Source organism: Streptococcus sp. oral taxon 058 str. F0407 (assembly GCF_000235485.1).
Taxonomy (GTDB): Bacteria; Bacillota; Bacilli; order Lactobacillales; family Streptococcaceae; genus Streptococcus.
Genome location: NZ_JH378887.1, coordinates 71,546 through 91,328, shown reverse-complemented (window position 1 = coordinate 91,328; position 19,783 = coordinate 71,546). Strand labels below are relative to the sequence as shown.

The 19,783-nt window shown below is 36.9% G+C and carries 17 protein-coding genes and 1 pseudogene; 1 reads left to right on the top strand and 17 read right to left on the bottom strand.

All coding sequences use genetic code 11. The features are described 5' to 3' along the window. The first annotated feature begins 28 nt into the window (after positions 1-28). Positions 29-883, top strand: a complete 855-nt coding sequence (gene rfbD, locus HMPREF9184_RS02070) for a dTDP-4-dehydrorhamnose reductase (protein ID WP_000600916.1) — start codon at positions 29-31, stop codon at positions 881-883. A gap of 60 nt (positions 884-943) precedes the next feature. On the opposite strand, the gene rfbB is transcribed toward rfbD, so the two are convergent. From rfbB to HMPREF9184_RS01985, 17 genes and pseudogenes are all read right to left on the bottom strand, one after another. Further along, positions 944-1,990: a dTDP-glucose 4,6-dehydratase gene (rfbB, locus tag HMPREF9184_RS02065; RefSeq protein ID WP_000141513.1), complete on the bottom strand. Its 1,047-nt coding sequence runs from the start codon at positions 1,988-1,990 to the stop codon at positions 944-946. A 9-nt stretch (positions 1,991-1,999) separates the two neighbouring features. After that, positions 2,000-2,596 (bottom strand): dTDP-4-dehydrorhamnose 3,5-epimerase family protein, encoded by a 597-nt coding sequence (locus tag HMPREF9184_RS02060; RefSeq protein WP_000131447.1) that lies wholly within the window; start codon positions 2,594-2,596, stop codon positions 2,000-2,002. Further along, on the bottom strand, positions 2,597-3,466 hold the full coding sequence (gene rfbA / locus HMPREF9184_RS02055; protein WP_000676119.1) for a glucose-1-phosphate thymidylyltransferase RfbA: 870 nt from the start codon (positions 3,464-3,466) through the stop codon (positions 2,597-2,599). A gap of 77 nt (positions 3,467-3,543) precedes the next feature. Continuing rightward, positions 3,544-4,078 (bottom strand): annotated as a pseudogene (locus HMPREF9184_RS09885) (UDP-galactopyranose mutase). Between the two features lie 94 nt (positions 4,079-4,172). Continuing rightward, a complete protein-coding gene (locus HMPREF9184_RS02045) occupies positions 4,173-5,411 on the bottom strand; it encodes a nucleotide sugar dehydrogenase (RefSeq protein ID WP_000685093.1) in 1,239 nt (412 codons plus the stop codon). Positions 5,412-5,446: 35 nt separating this feature from the next. Next, positions 5,447-6,856: a lipopolysaccharide biosynthesis protein gene (locus HMPREF9184_RS02040; protein ID WP_000091277.1), complete on the bottom strand. Its 1,410-nt coding sequence runs from the start codon at positions 6,854-6,856 to the stop codon at positions 5,447-5,449. Then, complete coding sequence (locus HMPREF9184_RS02035) at positions 6,853-8,010, bottom strand: glycosyltransferase (protein WP_000167409.1); 1,158 nt, start codon at positions 8,008-8,010, stop codon at positions 6,853-6,855. The genes HMPREF9184_RS02040 and HMPREF9184_RS02035 overlap by 4 nt, the downstream gene beginning before the upstream one ends. A 129-nt stretch (positions 8,011-8,139) precedes the next feature. Beyond that, positions 8,140-9,360 (bottom strand): O-antigen ligase family protein, encoded by a 1,221-nt coding sequence (locus HMPREF9184_RS02030; protein ID WP_000859799.1) that lies wholly within the window; start codon positions 9,358-9,360, stop codon positions 8,140-8,142. Further along, complete coding sequence (locus HMPREF9184_RS02025; RefSeq protein WP_000700122.1) at positions 9,344-10,390, bottom strand: glycosyltransferase family 4 protein; 1,047 nt, start codon at positions 10,388-10,390, stop codon at positions 9,344-9,346. Before HMPREF9184_RS02025 ends, HMPREF9184_RS02030 begins: the two co-directional genes overlap by 17 nt. Positions 10,391-10,405: 15 nt before the next feature. After that, positions 10,406-11,350 carry a glycosyltransferase family 2 protein gene (locus HMPREF9184_RS02020; RefSeq protein WP_152418609.1) on the bottom strand — a complete coding sequence of 315 codons (945 nt, stop codon included), beginning with the start codon at positions 11,348-11,350 and terminating at the stop codon, positions 10,406-10,408. Beyond that, positions 11,343-12,527 (bottom strand): beta 1-4 rhamnosyltransferase Cps2T, encoded by a 1,185-nt coding sequence (gene cps2T, locus HMPREF9184_RS02015; protein WP_000750330.1) that lies wholly within the window; start codon positions 12,525-12,527, stop codon positions 11,343-11,345. Before cps2T ends, HMPREF9184_RS02020 begins: the two co-directional genes overlap by 8 nt. A 31-nt stretch (positions 12,528-12,558) precedes the next feature. Beyond that, positions 12,559-13,926 (bottom strand): sugar transferase, encoded by a 1,368-nt coding sequence (locus tag HMPREF9184_RS02010; protein ID WP_001013650.1) that lies wholly within the window; start codon positions 13,924-13,926, stop codon positions 12,559-12,561. Positions 13,927-13,947: 21 nt separating this feature from the next. Continuing rightward, positions 13,948-14,631 carry a tyrosine-protein kinase gene (locus HMPREF9184_RS02005; RefSeq protein WP_001142535.1) on the bottom strand — a complete coding sequence of 228 codons (684 nt, stop codon included), beginning with the start codon at positions 14,629-14,631 and terminating at the stop codon, positions 13,948-13,950. Positions 14,632-14,640: 9 nt separating this feature from the next. Then, positions 14,641-15,333 carry a capsular polysaccharide biosynthesis protein CpsC gene (cpsC, locus tag HMPREF9184_RS02000; protein WP_000664158.1) on the bottom strand — a complete coding sequence of 231 codons (693 nt, stop codon included), beginning with the start codon at positions 15,331-15,333 and terminating at the stop codon, positions 14,641-14,643. A gap of 8 nt (positions 15,334-15,341) precedes the next feature. After that, entirely contained in the window at positions 15,342-16,073 is a 732-nt protein-coding gene (cps4B, locus tag HMPREF9184_RS01995; RefSeq protein WP_000565366.1) for a capsular polysaccharide biosynthesis protein Cps4B, read from the bottom strand. Between the two features lies 1 nt (position 16,074). Beyond that, a complete protein-coding gene (gene cpsA, locus HMPREF9184_RS01990; protein WP_000166972.1) occupies positions 16,075-17,520 on the bottom strand; it encodes an LCP family glycopolymer transferase CpsA in 1,446 nt (481 codons plus the stop codon). 189 nt (positions 17,521-17,709) lie between these two features. After that, positions 17,710-19,671 carry a peptide ABC transporter substrate-binding protein gene (locus HMPREF9184_RS01985; protein ID WP_033585907.1) on the bottom strand — a complete coding sequence of 654 codons (1,962 nt, stop codon included), beginning with the start codon at positions 19,669-19,671 and terminating at the stop codon, positions 17,710-17,712. Positions 19,672-19,783 lie beyond the last annotated feature (112 nt).

The following is a 19,783-nucleotide window of genomic DNA, read 5'->3' as shown; positions in this document are numbered from 1 at the left end:
AAGTATAAGAACAATCAAGGAGAAAGATATGATCTTAATTACAGGTGCAAACGGTCAACTCGGTACCGAACTACGTTATTTACTAGATGAACGAAATGTGGACTATGTTGCAGTGGATGTGGCCGAAATGGATATCACTAATGCTGAAATGGTTGAAAAGGTTTTTGCTGAGGTTAAGCCAACTCTAGTCTATCATTGTGCAGCCTACACTGCTGTGGATGCAGCTGAAGATGAGGGGAAAGAACTGGATTTTGCCATCAACGTAACTGGAACTGAAAATGTAGCCAAGGCCTCTGAGAAATACGGAGCTACTCTCGTCTATATCTCGACAGACTATGTCTTTGATGGAAAGAAACCAGTCGGACAAGAGTGGGAAGTCGATGACCTACCTGACCCGCAAACAGAGTACGGACGAACCAAGCGAATGGGTGAAGAACTTGTTGAAAACCTTACGTCACAGCATTACATCATCCGGACTGCTTGGGTCTTTGGAAATTATGGAAAGAACTTTGTCTTTACCATGCAAAATCTTGCCAAAACCCATAAAACGCTCACCGTTGTCAACGACCAACACGGTCGCCCAACTTGGACACGTACCTTGGCCGAATTCATGACCTACTTGACTGAAAATCAAAAAGAGTATGGTTACTACCATTTGTCAAATGACGCATCTGAAGACACCACTTGGTATGACTTTGCTGTCGAGATTCTTAAGGACAGTGATGTTGAAGTGGTACCAGTAGACTCTAGCAAGTTCCCTGCTAAGGCTAAACGTCCCCTCAACTCAACCATGAGTTTGTCCAAAGCGAAGGCGACAGGTTTCGTCATCCCAACCTGGCAAGATGCCCTTAAAGAGTTTTATAAACAAGAAGTAAGAAAATAAAAGATTACTACATACATAAAAAGCGAGAGACCTTGGGGTCTCTTGCTTTTTAGTATCTGATTATTTAATCACTTGTTGCGTCTTAGCATAGTTAGCCTCTACCACCTCTTTCTCAGATTGCCACCAGTCTTGGTTGTCTGTGTACCACTTGATGGTCTCTTTTAGACCTGCTTCAAAGTTGGTGAACTCTGGCTTCCAACCTAGTTCATCACGAAGTTTGCTAGCATCGATTGCATAACGGAGGTCGTGACCAGCTCGATCTGTTACGTGGTCATAAGCATCAGCTGGCTGTCCCATTTCCTTGAGGATGAGTTCCAACACTTCCTTATTGTTCTTCTCACCGTCAGCACCGATCAAATAAGTTTCGCCGATTTGTCCCTTGGTCAGAATCGTCCAAACCCCTGATGAGTGGTCATTGGTATGGATCCAGTCACGGACGTTTTTACCTTCACCGTAGAGTTTTGGCTTGATACCGCTCAGGATATTGGTGATTTGGCGCGGAATGAACTTCTCAATGTGTTGGTAAGGACCATAGTTGTTTGAACAGTTAGAAATAGTCGCTTTAACACCAAATGAGCGCACCCAAGCTTTAACAATCAAGTCTGAAGCTGCCTTGGTTGATGAGTAAGGCGAACTTGGATTGTACTTGGTTTCAGCGGTAAATTTCTCACCTGGGCCTTCCCCATGACCTGGCAAATCTTCACGCAGAGGCAGATCGCCATAGACTTCATCAGTCGACACATGGTGGAAACGAATGTCGTATTTACGAGCCGCTTCCAAAAGTGTGTAGGTCCCAATGAAGTTGGTATGGATAAATGGACTCGGGTCGTTGAGCGAGTTGTCATTGTGGCTTTCTGCCGCATAGTGAACGATAGCATCAGCTTCGGAAGCCAGCTTATCTACCAAGGCTGCATCAGCAATATCTCCAACAACTAACTCAACACGGTCCCCCAAAATTTCTTCAATATTGGCACGATTACCTGCGTAAGTCAGCTTGTCCAGCACTGTCACATGGACATCTGGAAAGTTTTTGTAAACATAGTGGACAAAGTTGGAACCGATAAAACCAGCCCCACCTGTCACGATGATATTTTTGTATTCAGTCATATTATTTCCTTATTCCAAATCTTCTTTTTTCAAAGGCTTCACGTCCTTAAGCAATGGATGATTCTTGTCTGCCTCTGAAACCTCAGCTTCCGCTAGGTTTTCCCACTCAATTCCCAAGCCTGGGTCCGCATAGTTGACAAAGGCATATTTAGGCTTGAGTTCCAATGCCCAGTAGTCATTCACCAGATAGCTATAAGAAACTGTATCAGATAGGACTTGAAATCCGTTGGCTACGCCACGAGGAACAAAGATTCCCTTGCTCGCATCGATCACTGTCTGATAAATATTTCCAAAAGACTCACCTTCACGCAAGTCCACCCAAGACCCTAGGACCTTGCCATCATCTGCAACCGAGATATACTTGTCCCAAGGCTCAGCATGGAGACCTCGAAGAACATTTTTTCGAGAGAAGGATACATTGTTTTGTAATTTTCCTTCTGCAAAGAAAGACTCTGGAAAGCCAAGTGGCACCATCTTTTCCTTCTGGAAATTTTCCTTAAACCAACCACGATTGTCACCATGAACTGGAATATCAAACTCTAACATACCTGGAATGGCATCAATTTTACGCACCGCAAGTATTTTTCCGAAAAAATTATCTGTCATCTAGATTTCTCCAATCAAACGGAGCAAGTACTGCCCGTATTCATTCTTCTTAAGAGGTTGCGCTAACTCCAGCACATTTTCACGGCTAATATAACCCATTCGATAGGCAATTTCTTCAAGATTAGCTACCTGAAGATTTTGCATCCGTTGAACCGTTTCGATATACTGAGAAGCTTCTAGCAGGCTTTCATGGGTTCCCGTATCCAACCAAGCAAAGCCTCGGCCCATCAGCTCAACAGAAAGATCACCACGATCTAGGTAAGCCTTGTTGATATCTGTAATTTCTAACTCGCCACGTGCACTTGGTTTAATACCTTTAGCAATTTCTACAACATCATTATCATAGAAATAAAGACCTGTCACTGCATAGTTGGAGCGAGGATTCTCCGGTTTTTCTTCAATAGAAATAGCGTTCATATCCTTATCAAATTCTACGACTCCAAAACGCTCCGGATCCTTCACTTGATAGCCAAAAACAGTCGCACCTTTCTCTTTCTGGGCTGCCTTTTGAAGCATCTTGCTGAGACCAGGTCCATGGTAGATATTATCTCCTAAAATCAAAGCAACACTATCGTCACCGATAAATTTTTCACCGATGATAAAGGCTTGCGCTAGTCCATCTGGACTAGGCTGTTCGGCATAAGAAAGCTTGATTCCAAATTCAGAACCATCCAAGAGTAAGTCCTTAAAACGGGGTAAATCTTGAGGTGTTGAGATAATCAAAATATCTTTAATTCCAGCCAACATTAATGTTGACAAAGGATAATAAATCATAGGTTTATCATAAACCGGCATAAGTTGTTTAGATGCAGCTCGTGTAAGGGGGTACAGTCGGGTACCTGAGCCGCCTGCAAGAATAATACCTTTCATAACGGAATAACCTTTCTTCGTTGTTTTTTAATTACTAAATTCTTCCTCTACTACACTAAGTATCCGTTCAATCACCACTAATATTTATAATCTGCTAAACGTCCACAGAAGATAACCTTATCATTCTGTGAAGCTTCTTCGTGGTATTTAGAAAAGATAGCATTATTTTTCTCAAATTGGATAATATGGTTCATCTCCACGTTTCCAGTCAGCTGGATATTCACGCGTGATGACCGTCTTAGGCTGCAGAACATACTCAAATTTTTTATGCTCAATGATACGAGTATAAGGAATCTCACGATCTGTATAGCTCACTACAGCATTTCCTTGGTGATTTTCCTCATCAAGCACTTCGTGCTTAAAACGTAAACTGCGATACTCTAGCACACCATGCTTATAATCAAAATACTGGTCAATCATTCCTGTAAAAGCAACTTTGTTAGCAGATGCTTCCAGCTCTTCACGATAATCAAAGCAATCCACTCCTAGCCCAAGTTCTACGTCTTTAAGTATATTTTCAATAATCACATTGTATCCACCAATAGGAATCACTTGATAACGGTCGTTAAAATAATTATTATCAAAGGTTAAACGAACTGGAAGGCGTTTAATGATAAATGGAGGAAGTTCTGTCGCTGAGCGTTCCCATTGCTTCTCAGTATGGACCGCTTCTAATAATTATTTTTTTCATTTTTATTATACTAAATTAATCTCTTTCAAAAATATCACGTGTATAGACTTTTTCCTTGACATCTTCTAATGAGTTATCATAGCGATTAGCAACAATGGCATTACTCAGTCGTTTGAATTCCTCTAAATCATTGATAACGGAACTTCCAAAAAATGTACTCCCGCTTTCTAAAGTGGGTTCATAAATAACTACTCTTACTCCCTTAGCTTTTATACGTTTCATAATACCTTGAATAGAGCTTTGACGAAAATTATCGCTATTACTCTTCATGGTCAATCTATAGATGCCAATAATAATATCTTTTTCTACTCTCTCATCGAAAATATTATGGGCTGAATAATCATAATAATCTACCATCTTAAGAACCTGATCAGCAATAAAGTCTTTACGTGTCGAATTGCTCCGTACTATGGCTCCTATAAGTTCTTCTGGTATATCTTCATAGTTGGCAAGAAGTTGCTTGGTATCTTTAGGAAGACAATAGCCACCATAGCCAAAGGAAGGATTGTTATAGTGGGAACCAATCCGTGGATCTAAACAAACTCCATCAATAATAGCTTGAGTGTCTAGCCCCTTCATCTCAGAATAAGTATCTAGCTCATTAAAATAAGAAACACGCAGAGCAAGATAAGTATTCGCAAAAAGCTTTACTGCTTCAGCTTCTGTAAAGCCCATATACAATGTATCAATATCTTCTTTTAAAGCTCCTTCTTGAAGAAGCCCTGCGAAAGTTTCGGCAGCACTTACCAAGCGCTCATTATTTTTATCTGTTCCTAAAATAATTCGACTCGGATACAGATTATCATAAAGGGCTTTTGACTCCCGCAAAAACTCAGGGCTAAACAAGATATTTTCAGTCTGAAACTTTTCTCGTACTGACTCTGTATAGCCCACAGGAACCGTACTTTTAATCACCATGATTGCCTCAGGATTATATTTCAGCACTGTTTCAATAACAGACTCTACGGCAGATGTATCAAAGAAATTCTTTTTCGGATCATAATTAGTTGGAGCTGCAATAACAACAAAATTTGCATCCTGATAAGCTTCTTCTGCATTCAATGTAGCCACTAAGTTTAACTCTTTTTCTGCAAGATATTTCTCTATATAGTCATCTTGGATAGGGGACTGTTTTTGATTGATTAAGTCGACCTTCTCAGGAATGATGTCCACCGCCATTACTTGATGATGCTGAGCCAATAAAACCGCAATGGATAAACCAACATATCCTGTACCTGCTACTGCTATTTTCATACTTTTTCTCCTTTCAATACTCGTACTTATGGTTCTTATGTTAGAAACTTTTTTAATTCACCAATAATGCTCTTTATTTCTTTATAAAATAACACAACTAATAGTAGGAATAGCACAACTTGTATAGGATAAAGAATATAACTATTTTCCAACCATAAGACTATTGACTGAAAAATAAGCAATACATAGGAAAATACATCTCTTCTAATAAAAATTTTTAACTTTATATATTTTCTCATTGTATGAACACGTATTATCCAAACAACAAAGTAAGATATCATAGTGGCAATAGCAGCACCTATAGCTCCATAATAATATACAAAAACAAATGTGAAAATAATATTCACTATCGCTCCTACTAAGGTTGACTGACTATATATTTTTGAATCTTTAACCGCGGAAAAAATTCCACCAGCAAATCCTGAAATAGCACCAAAAACATTTGCAATTAGTAAAAACGGAACAAACTTCCAAGCATCATAAAATTCATTCATATATAGAAACTTAGCAAGTATTTTACTACAAGAAATTAGTAGCCCGGAAATTAATACCATAATCATGTTATACTTATTATAAACTTGAGAAAAGAAATATTCGCTATCTTCATCACGATAAGACTTTACAGATGATAATATCCACGCTTGGTTAAATATATTTGCAAAAATATTTAAAATTGATGGAATTTTATAACCAACTGAATAAATGCCATTCACCGCTACACCACAAAATGCAATAACTACGTATCTATCTATTGCATTATTAATCCACCAACCTAATGAATTTAAGATTAAGGGAATACTGTAACTAACAAGTCTTTGCTGTAACTTTTTATTCTGAAGGTTAGTGTACTTAATGTTATATTGAGATATCTTATATATCAAGTATAAACTAGGTAGCACCAAACCCAATATATTAGACCAAAAATATCCAGCCAAACCTAGAGGTATAATTATAAGAAATAGAATGTTAAACCCCAATATAGAAATTGTATTGAGAATAGCAGCAATTGATAATATAGAAACTTTATCTATACCTCTAATAAATGAAGAAAGAAATTGATAAACAACAGTTGATAAATAAAGTAATAAAAAAGTTATGGAATTTTCTTTAAGTAATGGGAATATATTAAAGATATTATTGAAAATAATTCCTAATACTACAACTAAGAAACCTTTTATTATAATATTCCAGCCAATTGAATATACTATACTACTGTCATTTTTTTCATCTAATGCAAATCGAAGAACCCCTTCAGAAATATTAATTGAAATAATTGGAATTAGCAATGAGATTGTCGTATTAAATAAGTCATATGTTCCATAATCAGATGTAGATAGTACGCTTGTATATAACGGAACCATTAAAAAGACTAAAATTTTAGATCCAAAGTTGCTTAAAGTTAGTAATCCAATATTTTTTAGTAAGTAATTATATCTTCTACTCAATTTTCTAGTTCCTTATATAGTTGCATGATCTGCATGGCATTATTTTTATCTGAAAAACGTAATGTAGCCTTCTCTTGTCCTCTCAAAGCAATTTCCAAGATGGAACTCCTATTGTTTATTATAGTTTTTAAAATTTCACTAAGCTGCATATAATCTCCTGGTTCATACAGATATCCTGTTTCTCCTGTAGAAATTATCTCTTTTGTACCACCTGAATTTGTCCCAATAACTAACGCTCCAGACAACATTCCCTCAACTGTAATACGACCGAAAGCTTCTTTTTTGGAACACACACATACGATATCACATTTTCTGAAAAAATCAGTTGGATCAGATTGAAAACCATGAAACTCAATACCGTCAAGTTTATAATTTGAAATAACTTCTTTTATTTCTTTAAAATATTCTTCGCTTTCAACTATTCCTATAATATCAACTTTAAACATCTGTTTATATCTCTCAGGAAGATTAGCTATCGCTCTAACTAAATCAACCTGCCCTTTTCCAGGCGTAATTCTACCTGAAGATAAAATGTTAATCTTTTGGTTCTGAAATGCGACTTTATCTATAAAATAGTCATCAATTGATAAACCATTATGAATGACTTTTTTATAAACCAAAACTTCGTTGGAAAACTTTTTAGAAATTGAATCAGATATAGAAATTACACATGTTGATTTATTTATTAAATCAATTGCTTTTTTTCTATTACAAAATTCAATTCCTAAGTCCTCTTCCATAAACTCCCTTATATGCCATATTAATATTTTTCTCTGTTCGATTGCTGCCTGAGCTCCTAAAAAAGAAGTCAACGTATTCATATGAATAATATCAACTTTTTCTTTTTTTATAATTCTGTTGATTTTGTGAAGCGATATTCTGTTTAATAAATACTTTAACGGCAATTTCAAATAGTAAAAAATATTTTTAGTATGACTGAGATATTTTATCCAATAATTCCAAATATATTGTTTTACAACATAGTATTTAATTCCTTTGTTTACAAGCTCATCTTCCACATTTCCATGTTCTGGTAAAATGATAATAACCCTAAAGTCTGAATCCTCAACTATCGAAACTAATCGTAACAATGACCGGGTAGCTCCCGATGATATATCAGATGTAGATAAAAAATATAAGATACTTTTTGTCATATTGTCCTTCTTTAATTTTAGATAAAAACAGAAAATTATTTATTAAAAAATAAATTAAAAATCTAAAAAACAACTATTCCATATGCCTTCTGCACATTATCATACGACCTTGAATTTCCCCATCCAATTTTATTTTTCTTGCTTAGTCAATCTCATTCCTATAAATGCACAGATAATAACCACGTAAAATATATGAAGAATAACATAATTTGCCCAAAAATCAATTGTTAAACTAACTATAGAAGAAGCTACAATAGTATATAACGCTAATTCTCTAAAAATTCCTTTTCCTTTTACCACTATTACTAATATCTGAAACATAGATAATAAAAAGATAAATAAGCCAATAACCCCAGTATCAATAAGGAAACTTGTCACTGTTGAATCAGCTGTAGTATAGCCATTAAAAAATGAATAAGTACTCAAGTAATTATTGACACCACCAAATCCTGACCCAATAATAGCCTTTATAATATCAGAGTCTAAATAATTTCCCCAATTTCTAAGAGTTCCAATACGTTGACCTAGAGAACCGTCAGCCATTCCATAACGATAAAGTGAAGAAAATCTTAAACCTATATAATTAGAAATAAACGCAAACACATCAAAATATAGGCAGAGAGAGACTACTATAATTAAAATAAGTACTATAACACTCAACTTTCTATAGGTCAATATCCCATGTCTATTTAGTATAAACGAAAGAATTAAAATTACCCCAAAAGCTATCCAAACTATACGAGATTGGGTCAAAAAAATTGAAATTGCAATAAGTGTTTTATAAACTAAATTTAACACTCGGTTCTTATATGGGATAACAATTACCAAAATAAAAGCTAGCAACAAAACATATGCAAAATAGGTGTAGTGGAGAAATATTGAACTGGGATAATACAAACTATTCAAATTCATCGTTTGTATCCATTTAACTGCATCTATTTTTACAAAATTCACCATAAGATTAAAATGTTGCATATATTCATATAATCCAAAAATAGCAGTAAAACCAATGAAAGATTTAAAAATAGATAGTATTCTTATAACGCCATTTATATTTTTAGGTATTATATAATAAACAAATATTGGAAATAATATAAATTTAGAAGTCATCACCAATAAATCTTGTGTGAATATAACTGTTAATAACAAATAGTAGGCTAAAAAAATATATATAAACAAAAAATTTAAATTTATACTTAATTTGCTTTTTCGATATAAAGAATACAATGCCGACAAAAAAGATAAAATAACAATAACAGGAGTAACACCATTTCCTGTATATAGAGAGAGCATTATAACTATCCATACTAATAATAAAATATAATTTGTTATACTATTTACCGTTTTCAATATATACCCCTGATATAATCTTCTCAAATTCTAAACAAGAGTTACTCCAATTTAGTGGTATAACAGTTTTATACCCTTCATTTTGAACTTGTGCCAACAATAATCGATCCTCTTGTAAATGTACTACCTTATTATATATTTCTGATAACTCTTCTACAACTATAGTATTCTGACCATTTGAGAGTTCCAACAAAGCTCCTCGACTTCTACCAACAACTGCACATTTATTTGCCATGGCTTCTACAATAGGTAGTCCCCATGCTTCAATTTCACTTGTAAAAAGATAGACATCCGATTCCTGATACATCTTTAAAATTTTTTCTCTTTCAGGATTAATCAACACATTATAGGTATCAGGTAACTTTTCTGGAATACGGCGTCCAAATATATTAATCTTCATATCAGGATATCGCTTCTTTAATTTTGCGATGATTTGTAACCCCTCTTGACTTTTCTTATGCTCACTTTCATGATACATCATCATCAAAGTGAGGTCCTTATGACTAATTTTTTCTGTATGAAGATACTCGTTGTCAGAAAGACCATTATATACAACATAAATAGTTTTATCTGTAAACTTTTGAATAGCTTTTTTTAAACTCCTCGTAACAGTAATTAATGTAAGTGGCAAGCGATACGATGCCTCCACCTCTTCCTTTCCTCCATTGAAGATTTCATAATCTTGAATAAAATAAAATTTGTGACCTTTTCTTGATGAGAAATTTGCGACATCATAGGCTGTTTGCCAAGCTGTCGCAATTACTACATCTGCATCACGTATATATTTTTCTGATACCACTGGTATCCGTTTTAAATCAAACTTCTTATCAAACCAATTATCGTTTTTTAGAGTATTCCCCAAAGAAGCTTTTATCCGATAAAAAATTGTCTGGTTTCTACCTCTATAACTAATCATAGGAACATAACAAACCACATCATGTCCTTGATCAATAAGGTAATTTGCATAGGTATAGATAACTCTTATTCCACCTGTCATTCTCTTAAATGGAAGGATAAAATTAATTTTCATTTTTTCTCCAAAAATCTAAATAAACATTAACTCACCGATTACTTGCACCACACTTTGCTTTAGATAGCCTCCTTTTATAACAGTGCTTATTCGCGCCAATTTATGCTTATGTGGAATGTTGATAAATTCACGAATAATATCTATCTCCTCATTACTTAGAGAATTCTGATAAACTTTTAAAAATGATTCTGCTTGATCAAATGATAGCTTCAAAGTTTCCTTGACATGAGAATTTCCTAACAACCTCTTGATAATAAAACCTAAAGTATTGACTTGTGTCGCCCCCACAACATTCCCACCGTGTTGACGATATTTAATTGTTGGTTCTTTAAGGCAAACAATTTTCCCAAAGCTAGCAGCAACTAAACTTATCCACCAATCATGCATAGCTACTGCATTACTATTCAAATCTAACAGATTGTTTAAACTTCTATTCCATAACATTGTACAACCCGTAATGTTATTTTGTATAAGTATACGATTCAATTCTGTCACATCTACATCTAAGGCACGATATTCGAAGAAAGAATCGTTAATTATATTTAAATTATCATCAACAACTTCTAAATCAGTATGAACTAAAATAGGTAAATCATCCTTTTCTGATTCTTTCATTTTATAAAGTGAGCGCTCAATCTTATTTGGAAACCAAAAATCATCTTGATCTGCAAACATAAAATAAGAAAAATCATGATTATTCGTCACCCATTTTTGAATAGCTGCAAAATTTTTCTCTGAGCTCCCCCCTATAACAGAGGAATCTGTGATAACCTTAATTTTTTTAGGGTATTTTTCTTGGTATTGCTGAAGGATTTGAAAAGTAGCATCATTTGAACAATCGTCATGGATAAATAATTTCCAATCTTGATAAGTTTGCCTAAGAATAGAGTCTATCTGTTCTCCAATGTATTTAGCTCCATTATAAGTTGCCATCATAATTGCAATTTGCTTGTTACTCACTTTTTCCCCCTTCAAACTCTTCCTCATAATCCGACACAATCTTTTCCCACGTAAATGCATCCGCAATTCGTTGGCTAGACTTTTCGTCTAATTCCGAAATAGCACCTTCATCAAATCGTTCCACTTCTTCGATTACATGCGCTAGCTCATCTTTTTTCCAATAAATGGCTCCATCCTCACCGACTTCACGGTTAAAACCAACATCTAGCAACAAATTTAGTTTTGTTGAAGCAAGAGCTTCTAAAAGCGATGGGTTTGTCCCACCAACTTCATGGCCATGGAAGTAGGCAAAAGCATTCTCTCGGATGTATTTGAGCAATTCTTGGTCATAGACAGTCCCAACAAATTTGACTCTCGGGTCTTTGTCGAAGCCTGTATCCTTGAGCAACTGATCGTAAAACTTATTTTGTTCCACATTTGTAATGAGAACAAAGTCTTTTTTAGAATTAGACTTCATAAATTCACGAATCATGGTCTCATAGTTGTTTTCGGGAACGAATCGTCCCACAACTAGATAATATCCGTTTTCAGCAACACCCTTTTCGTGATACCAAGTACGAACTTTTTCGTCCTCAGGTTTTAAAACAGACTTACTTGTGTCTGTCCCGTAGGCGATATAAGTCGTCTTTGGCTGGTACTGTTTATAGTCTTCTTGGATATATTTTTCGATATTTTTACTATCGCAAACCAATAAGTCCGCATGCTTGACCATGAGTTGCTCTGAGTATTTCCAATACTTACGGACGGGTAAGCTCCATTTTGCTCGGAGCCACTCATGCCCATCAGGATTGACAAATAAACTGCCTCCGATAGCTTTGATTTTTTTCTTGAGTCCAGCGATAAAAGGCCCAATACGACAAGCTAAAATATAGAAAATGGGAGCCTCGTCTTTATTTGCTTTAGCGATTTCAATCGCCCTATTTACAGCAGCAATATCATAGGCAATGGCTCTAGCTGGCCCAATATTAGGCACATCAATATTGAAACAAATTGCCCCGTTATGCTCAAACTGGTCATCTGTGATCCCAGACTTAGCTGAATTTTCACGCATACAGGCTACATAGTACTGTATACTCCTATCTTGCTGATATTCTGTTAATTTCTCAACAAAAGTTTCAAAGCCCCCATACTTAGCGGGAATTCCTTTTGAACCTATGATATAAACTGACTTCTTCATTTTTCTCCTAGTAGTCTGAAACAAAAGTAAATTATTTCGCTCCATCTCTCATAAATACAACCTTAACTGTCTTCAATAAAATTTCAATATCTTTCCAGATTGTCCAACCATCAATATAGGCCACATCTAATTTGACAACTTCATCGAAATTTTTGATTTCACTTCGTCCGCTGACCTGCCATAAACCTGTTATACCAGGTTTAAAACTTAGACGGCGTTTTTGTTCTGGGGTATAGTGCTCATACTCGTCCACTGTTGGTGGTCGTGTACCAACTAAACTCATATCTCCCTTTAGAACATTGTAAAATTGTGGCAACTCGTCCAAGCTCGTCTTCCGTATAAAACGACCAATTTTCGTGATACGTGGGTCATCATCCACCTTAAACATTCCACCCTGCATGGTATTTTGTTCTATGAGTTCTCTTTTTTTCTCCTCAGCATCTACACACATAGACCGAAACTTATAAAAAGTGAACTGGCGACCATTTTTTCCTATACGCGTCTGAGCAAAAATAGCAGAGCCCCCATCCTTTCGAATCAAAGGGACCAGTACAATACTGACTAGACCACATAGTATCAGCCCTACTAGAGAACCGATAATATCAATAACCCGCTTAGCAATCACGTGGCTAGTCTTATAAAATGTCGTAGAAAAAGTCACAACGTTTAGTCCCGCCATCTCACGAATTTGCTTGTTGCGTGCCAAACTGCGATCAAAAGCATTTAGATTGACTGTTACATCAATTCCCATCGTTTCAAACTGAGAGACGAATTCACCAATATTGTATTTTTCACTTGGAAGATTGATAAAGACTTCATCAACCACCTCATGAGTCGCAAAGTCTACTATCTCTCCCTCTGCTACTACCTTTAAATAATCATGCTGAAAATCTGGTTTGTCTAAAACACTGACGGCTACCAACTCCCCAACAACATCATCTGATTCTATTAGTCTATCCAGTACCTTTTCGACACGAGAAGTTGCTGTAAGTAGGAGAATTTTCTTACTTCCTTTAAAGTTGGGATAAGCCCGCTTCCAATACCACTTGATAAATAAGTTTAGCACATAGACTAAGAGAGCGTGTAATATGAGGAAGTAAATCATGCCTCGTCTGGAAATACTAAACCGATCTTCTAAGAAGAAATTAGAAATACTAATCGCTAGCGCAAAGAATAGGATATATTTCAATGTCTGGACAAGTTCAAGCAAATATCCCCTTTTAAAGAAATCTTGTCCATAATCACTGATATAAAAGACAAAATAATGGAGGATATAAAGTGCAATAGCTGTTGTTGAAACAATCTCCGTTTCTCTCACAGCGCTAAGTAGATAAGTCAATAAAATAACAAGAAAACTCTGGATTATGGCCAATGAAGGCTTTACTACTTTTCCATTCATCTCTATCCCCCAACCTATTTTTTATTTTTTTCCGTAATCTCCATAATTTCCATAAGGACTGTGTTTGTATACTGAAGTGTCGAATTTATTCAACACAACTCCTAAAAACGGCTTCCCTGTGTGTTCCAACTGTTCCTTCGCTTTTTGAATATCCCGTCGATTTGTTTCACCTGCTGCTGTCACTAAAATAGAAGCATCGCATTTTTGTGTAATGATAGCCGCATCAATCACAACACCGACAGGAGCAGTGTCTACAATGATGTAGTCAAAATATTTACGCAAGGTTTCAAGCATTGTACTGAAATTCTTACTTTGAAGAAGAGCTGTCGGATTTGGTGACACAGAACCAGCCTGAATGACAAAGAGATTTTCAACATTGGTATCACAAAGCCCCTGTGACAGGTCTGTAGTTCCTGATAGAAATTCTGTCAGACCTGTAATCTTATCCCTTGCTTTAAAGACACCTGACATAACCGAATTGCGAATATCTCCATCAATCAGCAGCGTTTTGTAACCTGCACGCGCAAAAGCCCAAGCGATATTGGTGGAAGTCGTTGATTTTCCTTCTCCTGCTTTCACAGAAGTGATAGAAAATACTTTCAAATCATCTCCACTTAACTGTAGGTTCGTGCACAAAGCGTTATAATATTCCTCTGCCTTTTTTACAAGATCCAATTTTGCCTGTGAGATTTCTAACGTTGGCATAACTTCCTCCTATTTCATTTTGTCCAAATCTGGAACGACCCCTAGAAGTGGAATTTGCAGTACATCTTCGACATCTTCAGGACGTTTCACACGGGTATCGAGTAACTCAATCAAAAGAACGGTAATTACTGTTACGACGACTCCTCCAAGAAAACCAAACAAGGTGTTGCGTTGAACATTTGGAGAAGAGGGAGTCGTAGCTGGTCGCGCTTCTTCAAGCGTCGTTACATCAGATACTCGCGTTACAGCGATGATCTTTTCTGCAGCAACTTCTCGTAGAGAATTAGCGATGCGACTGGCTTCCTCTGGCTGTTTATCCTTGACAGAGATTGAGACGATACGAGTGTCAGCTGGTACAGTCACTTGAACTTTGCTAGCTAACGTTTTTACTGGCATATCCAATTTCAAATTTGTCGCTACCTTTTCCAATACATCCTGCGAAAGGATAATCTCGCGGTAGTCTTTTACCAGATAAGATCCTGCCTGCAAATCCTGATTTGTCAGCCCCGGCTTATCTCCTTGATTACGGTTGACCACGTAAATTCGCGTGGTACTCGTATATTCTGGGTTAACAATAAAAGTGCTATATGCAAAAGCCCCCGCACCTGTCACAAGTGCCACTAATAAAATTATTAGCTTGCGTTTCCACAAGGTTTTAAGTAATTGAAATACATCGATTTCTATCGTATTTTGTTCTTTCATCATTTCTCCTAAATTAGTTGATCCATTACAATTTTTCGAGGATTATCTATAAAAAGTTCCCGAGCCTTCGCTTCTCCGTATTTTTGGGCAATAAGGCCATATGCTTCTGCCATATGAGGAGGTCTACCGTCTAGATTGTGCATATCACTTGCAATCACATGAACCAAATCCTGCTCTAAAAAATACTGAGCTCTTTTTTTCATGAATTTATAACGTTCTCCAAAAAGTTTGGGTTTGAGGATGTGTGAACTATTTACTTGCGTGTAACAGCCCATATCGATCAGCTCTCGAACGCGTTTTTCATTATTTTCAAGAGCATCATAGCGCTCGATGTGGGCAATGACTGGAGTAATTCCCAACATCAAGATTTTACTCAAGGCGCTATGAATATCGCGATAAGGGGTGTTCATACTAAACTCTATCAAGGCATAACGACTATCATTAAGAGTTGGAACTCGCTTTTTTTCCAGCTTATCCAGAACATCTGGTGTGTAGTAAATTTCAGCCCCATAAGCAATGACCAAGTCACTCGCCACTTCCTTAGCTATTTCCCGAACCTGAAGAAAGTTTTCTGCTATCTTCTCTTCTGGAGTTTCAAACATGCCCTTGCGACGATGAGAGGTAGAGACAATGGTTCGCACCCCCTGCCTGTAGGCTTCTGTCAAGAGAGCCTTGCTTTCCTCTCTTGACTTGGGGCCATCATCTACATCAAAGACAATGTGCGAATGAATATCAATCATTTCATTTTCCCTCCAACACGTCTTGAATAGCAGCTTTGACAGATGCAAGGCTACTGTCGTCAATTTCCATCATATAGAGGTTACTATCTGGCATCGCATAGGAAGGAAGATCCATCCGTCCTGTACCTTTCAAGTCTTGCGAATTCACTTTGTAAGTTCCACCACTTTCTAACTGAGCATTGACCAAATTCATCATGGTCTCAAGTGGCATATTTGTTTGGATAGAATCTTGCAAGCTATCAATGATCGTACTATAATTTTTCAGTGCTTCGGTTGACGTTAATTTTTGAAGGATAGCCACAATCACCTTTTGTTGATTACGCCCGCGGTCACGGTCACCATCTGCCAGGGAATAGCGCTCACGAACAAAACCGAGGGCCTGTTCTGAATCAAGATGAACATTGCCCACAGGGAATTGAAACTTCCCGTGTAGTGCTGTGAATTCCTGATCATTATAAACATCTACCCCACCCAACAAATCAATCAATTTCAAAAATGAAGTGAAGTTCAATCGCACATAGTAATTGATATCCACTCCATAGAGATTTTCTAAGGTGTGAATGGACGAATCAACTCCATAAATGCCCGCATGGGTCAATTTATCTTTTTGATTATTTCCACCATCTGCGATTGGTACATAGGCATCACGTGGCGTTGTGGTCAAGAGGATTTTCTTGGTATCTCGATTGACAGTCATCAAGATATTGACGTCTGACCGCGAAACCGAACTAATAGGACCATAGGTATCAATTCCACTAACATAGATATTGAAAGACTGACTCTTAGACGTCTTAGGAGCTTCTACTTTTTTAGTGAATCCCTTAGTATAAATCTTTTTTATCTTTGATGCGTAGTCTGGATACTCTGACTCGATGATATTTTCAAAGACGCTATTTAGGACAATGGCTTTGGTATCTCCTGCAATCAAACTCTTGTAAGCCGCCAAGTAAGACGAACTCTGATCGACCGTCAAATCGGTATTCTGACTTGATTTGATATCAGCTAGTAGTTTTTGGATGTTTTCATTATCAGTCCCAGTCGGTGCTGTCACACTCTTCAGTTGCGTAACATTCCCAATCTCACTATCTGCTAAAACAGCAACACTGATCGAATATTCTGAGTAATTAGAAGTCGCATTTAAACGATTGGTCAGTCCAACAAACTGCTGCACCGCAAAGAGCGACACAGAGCTCACAAGGATAGAGAACAGCAACAGAAAAATGGTAAATTTTTCAGCTTTTTTATAGATAATCAAGAGCAGCCCTGCTAAGGCAACTAGTAGAACTACGGCAGTTGCCACTAGATTAAGATATCTAAAAGCAAGGATATGGTATTTAAAAATCAAAAACAATAAAAAGCCAGCCAACAATAGATAAACAGCTAACAAGGCTATGTTAACGCTTCGCTTTACTTTCCCCGAGCGAGATCTCTTTGAACGTTTCGTCATGACACTCCCCCATACTATAATAATTAAAGTAATTATATCACAAAAGTAGGGTAAATTCCATTTATTCCCACAATTCTTAGCGTTTTCATTCATTTTTTCTTAGCTATATCTCGAAGTGACCGCTTTCATTATTTAGGAGCTTGAGCAAACAAAAATAAGATCCCTTGCAAGAGATCTTATTTCAACTTTTTATTTAATATGATTTTCAAATTCTTTTTGACTCTTTTCAATAGCCTTTTTACTTTCTTCTTCCCACTTAGCCTTGGCTTCATCAAATTGTTTCTTGGTAACAGGATCTTTTTGGAGTCTCATGTACTTATAATTATTCCCGTCGCCCTTAATTCCCACTAGAGAGTAGGCACGTGTAAACGGAGTTACTTTAGTTACAGAGGCTGTTCCACCATTTGACATAGCTGACATGACCAGAGAATTGTCAATCATCCAAGCTTGAGCTTCAGCGTATTTTTCATAACGCTTAGCGATATCTTTATTCTCAGCATCCGCTTCTTTTAGAAGTTTTGTATAGGTATCTAGCCCTAGACTCTTGATGAGTTCTTGGTCTTCCTTGGCATCAAGACCAAAAATCTTGAGATAAAAGCCTGTTTCAGCATTGAAGGGATCTAGATAAGTGGATGGATCCTGGTAATCACCAACCCAACCATCAAAGTTTAGGTCGTAGTCACGAGCTGCTGGATTTGGCGCTAGGAAGGCAACATTTCCAAAGTCATCCGTAGAAAGCTGTTGAACATCAATGATGATATTGTCAGAACCTAGTACTGTTTCAAGGGTTTGTTTAACCGAGTTCATACCAGACACCGCATTTTTATTCGTCTGATCAACAGGAACATCCAAATGGATTGGGAAAGTCACGCCTTGGGCTTCCAATTCCTTTTTAGCTTCTGCAAATTTTGCTTGGGCCTTTTCCTTGTTAAAGTATCCATCTTGGGCATCCGCCAAGTTAATTCCTGACCATTCTGTTCCATACTGAACAAGTTTAGATGCTGTCACTTCTCCAAAGGTTTTATCTCCAACCTGGACAAATGTAGGGGGGACAAGGGTATTACGAAGGGTCTTACTTGCTGCTTCTTGTCCGTTAGATTGAGCAGAGTAGGCTGTACGATCGATGGCAAAGTTCAACGCCTGACGGAAATTTTTATTTAAAATCGCTGTTTGCGTTGATTTCTTTTGCTGGTCTGAGTTTTTTGCAGTATGGTTATAGGCTTTACGGTTAACGTTAAAATTGAAGTACCAAGAAGTCTTGTCTTGTAAGCTATAAACGATATTGTCTTGGTATTTTTCTTTTGTCTTGGCATAGCTAGAGCTATTTGGATAGACTCCCGCAAGCGTATAGGCACCACTTTCAAAGTTTCGAATGGTCATCTCCTGATCTGCCCCATCAAAGTAGGCCAGTTTAACTTTCTCAATGGTCACTTTATCATGATCATAGTAGTGTGGGTTCTTCACATACTCGATTGAAGATTTTGATGTGAAATCTTTTAACAAGTAAGGGCCATTGTAAAGGATGCTGTTTGGCGTCAAGGTTCCAAATTCTTTATCCTTGGATTTTAAAAACTCTTCGTTAACTGGGAAAAGGATACTGTTGGTTGTCTTTGAGTTCCAGTATGGCTCTGGTCGAGTCAAAGTATACTCAACCGTATAGTCATCCAAGGCTTTTACACCAACTGCTGTGAAGTCATTGGTCGCACCTGTCACATAGTCATTCAATCCCTTGATAGAGTTTTGGATGAGATCCATGGCTTGACCCTTGTTGTCCGCAGCATACTTAATCCCGGTGACAAAGTCTTGGGCTTTGACTGGAGCGTACTCTTCTCCATCAGCAGTGTACCACTTGGCATCTTTTCTGAGTTTGTAGGTATAGGTCAAACCATCTGCTGAGACAGACCAATTCTCAGCTAGAGCTGGCGTTAGATTTCCATAGCTATCATTTTCTAGCAAACCATCCACAAGATTGGTGATCACCGCAGTGTTATCTGCATAATAGTCTAAAAAATAGTTAAATGTCGTCGGATTTGCACCAAATGTTGATGAGAAGGTGCTTGTATCTGTATTGGACTGCCCACAAGCTGTCAGTAAAATCCCTGTAGCTAGGACAAGACCAGTTCCGATGAGTCTTTTTTTCATGTTCGTCATCCACTCCTTTATGTCACTTTTTATAACATAGGCATATTTTATCAAATTTATCCTGAATTGTAAAGTTTATGGTTTTCCAGCAAATGATTAACCTACACTAGCATTGACAGCT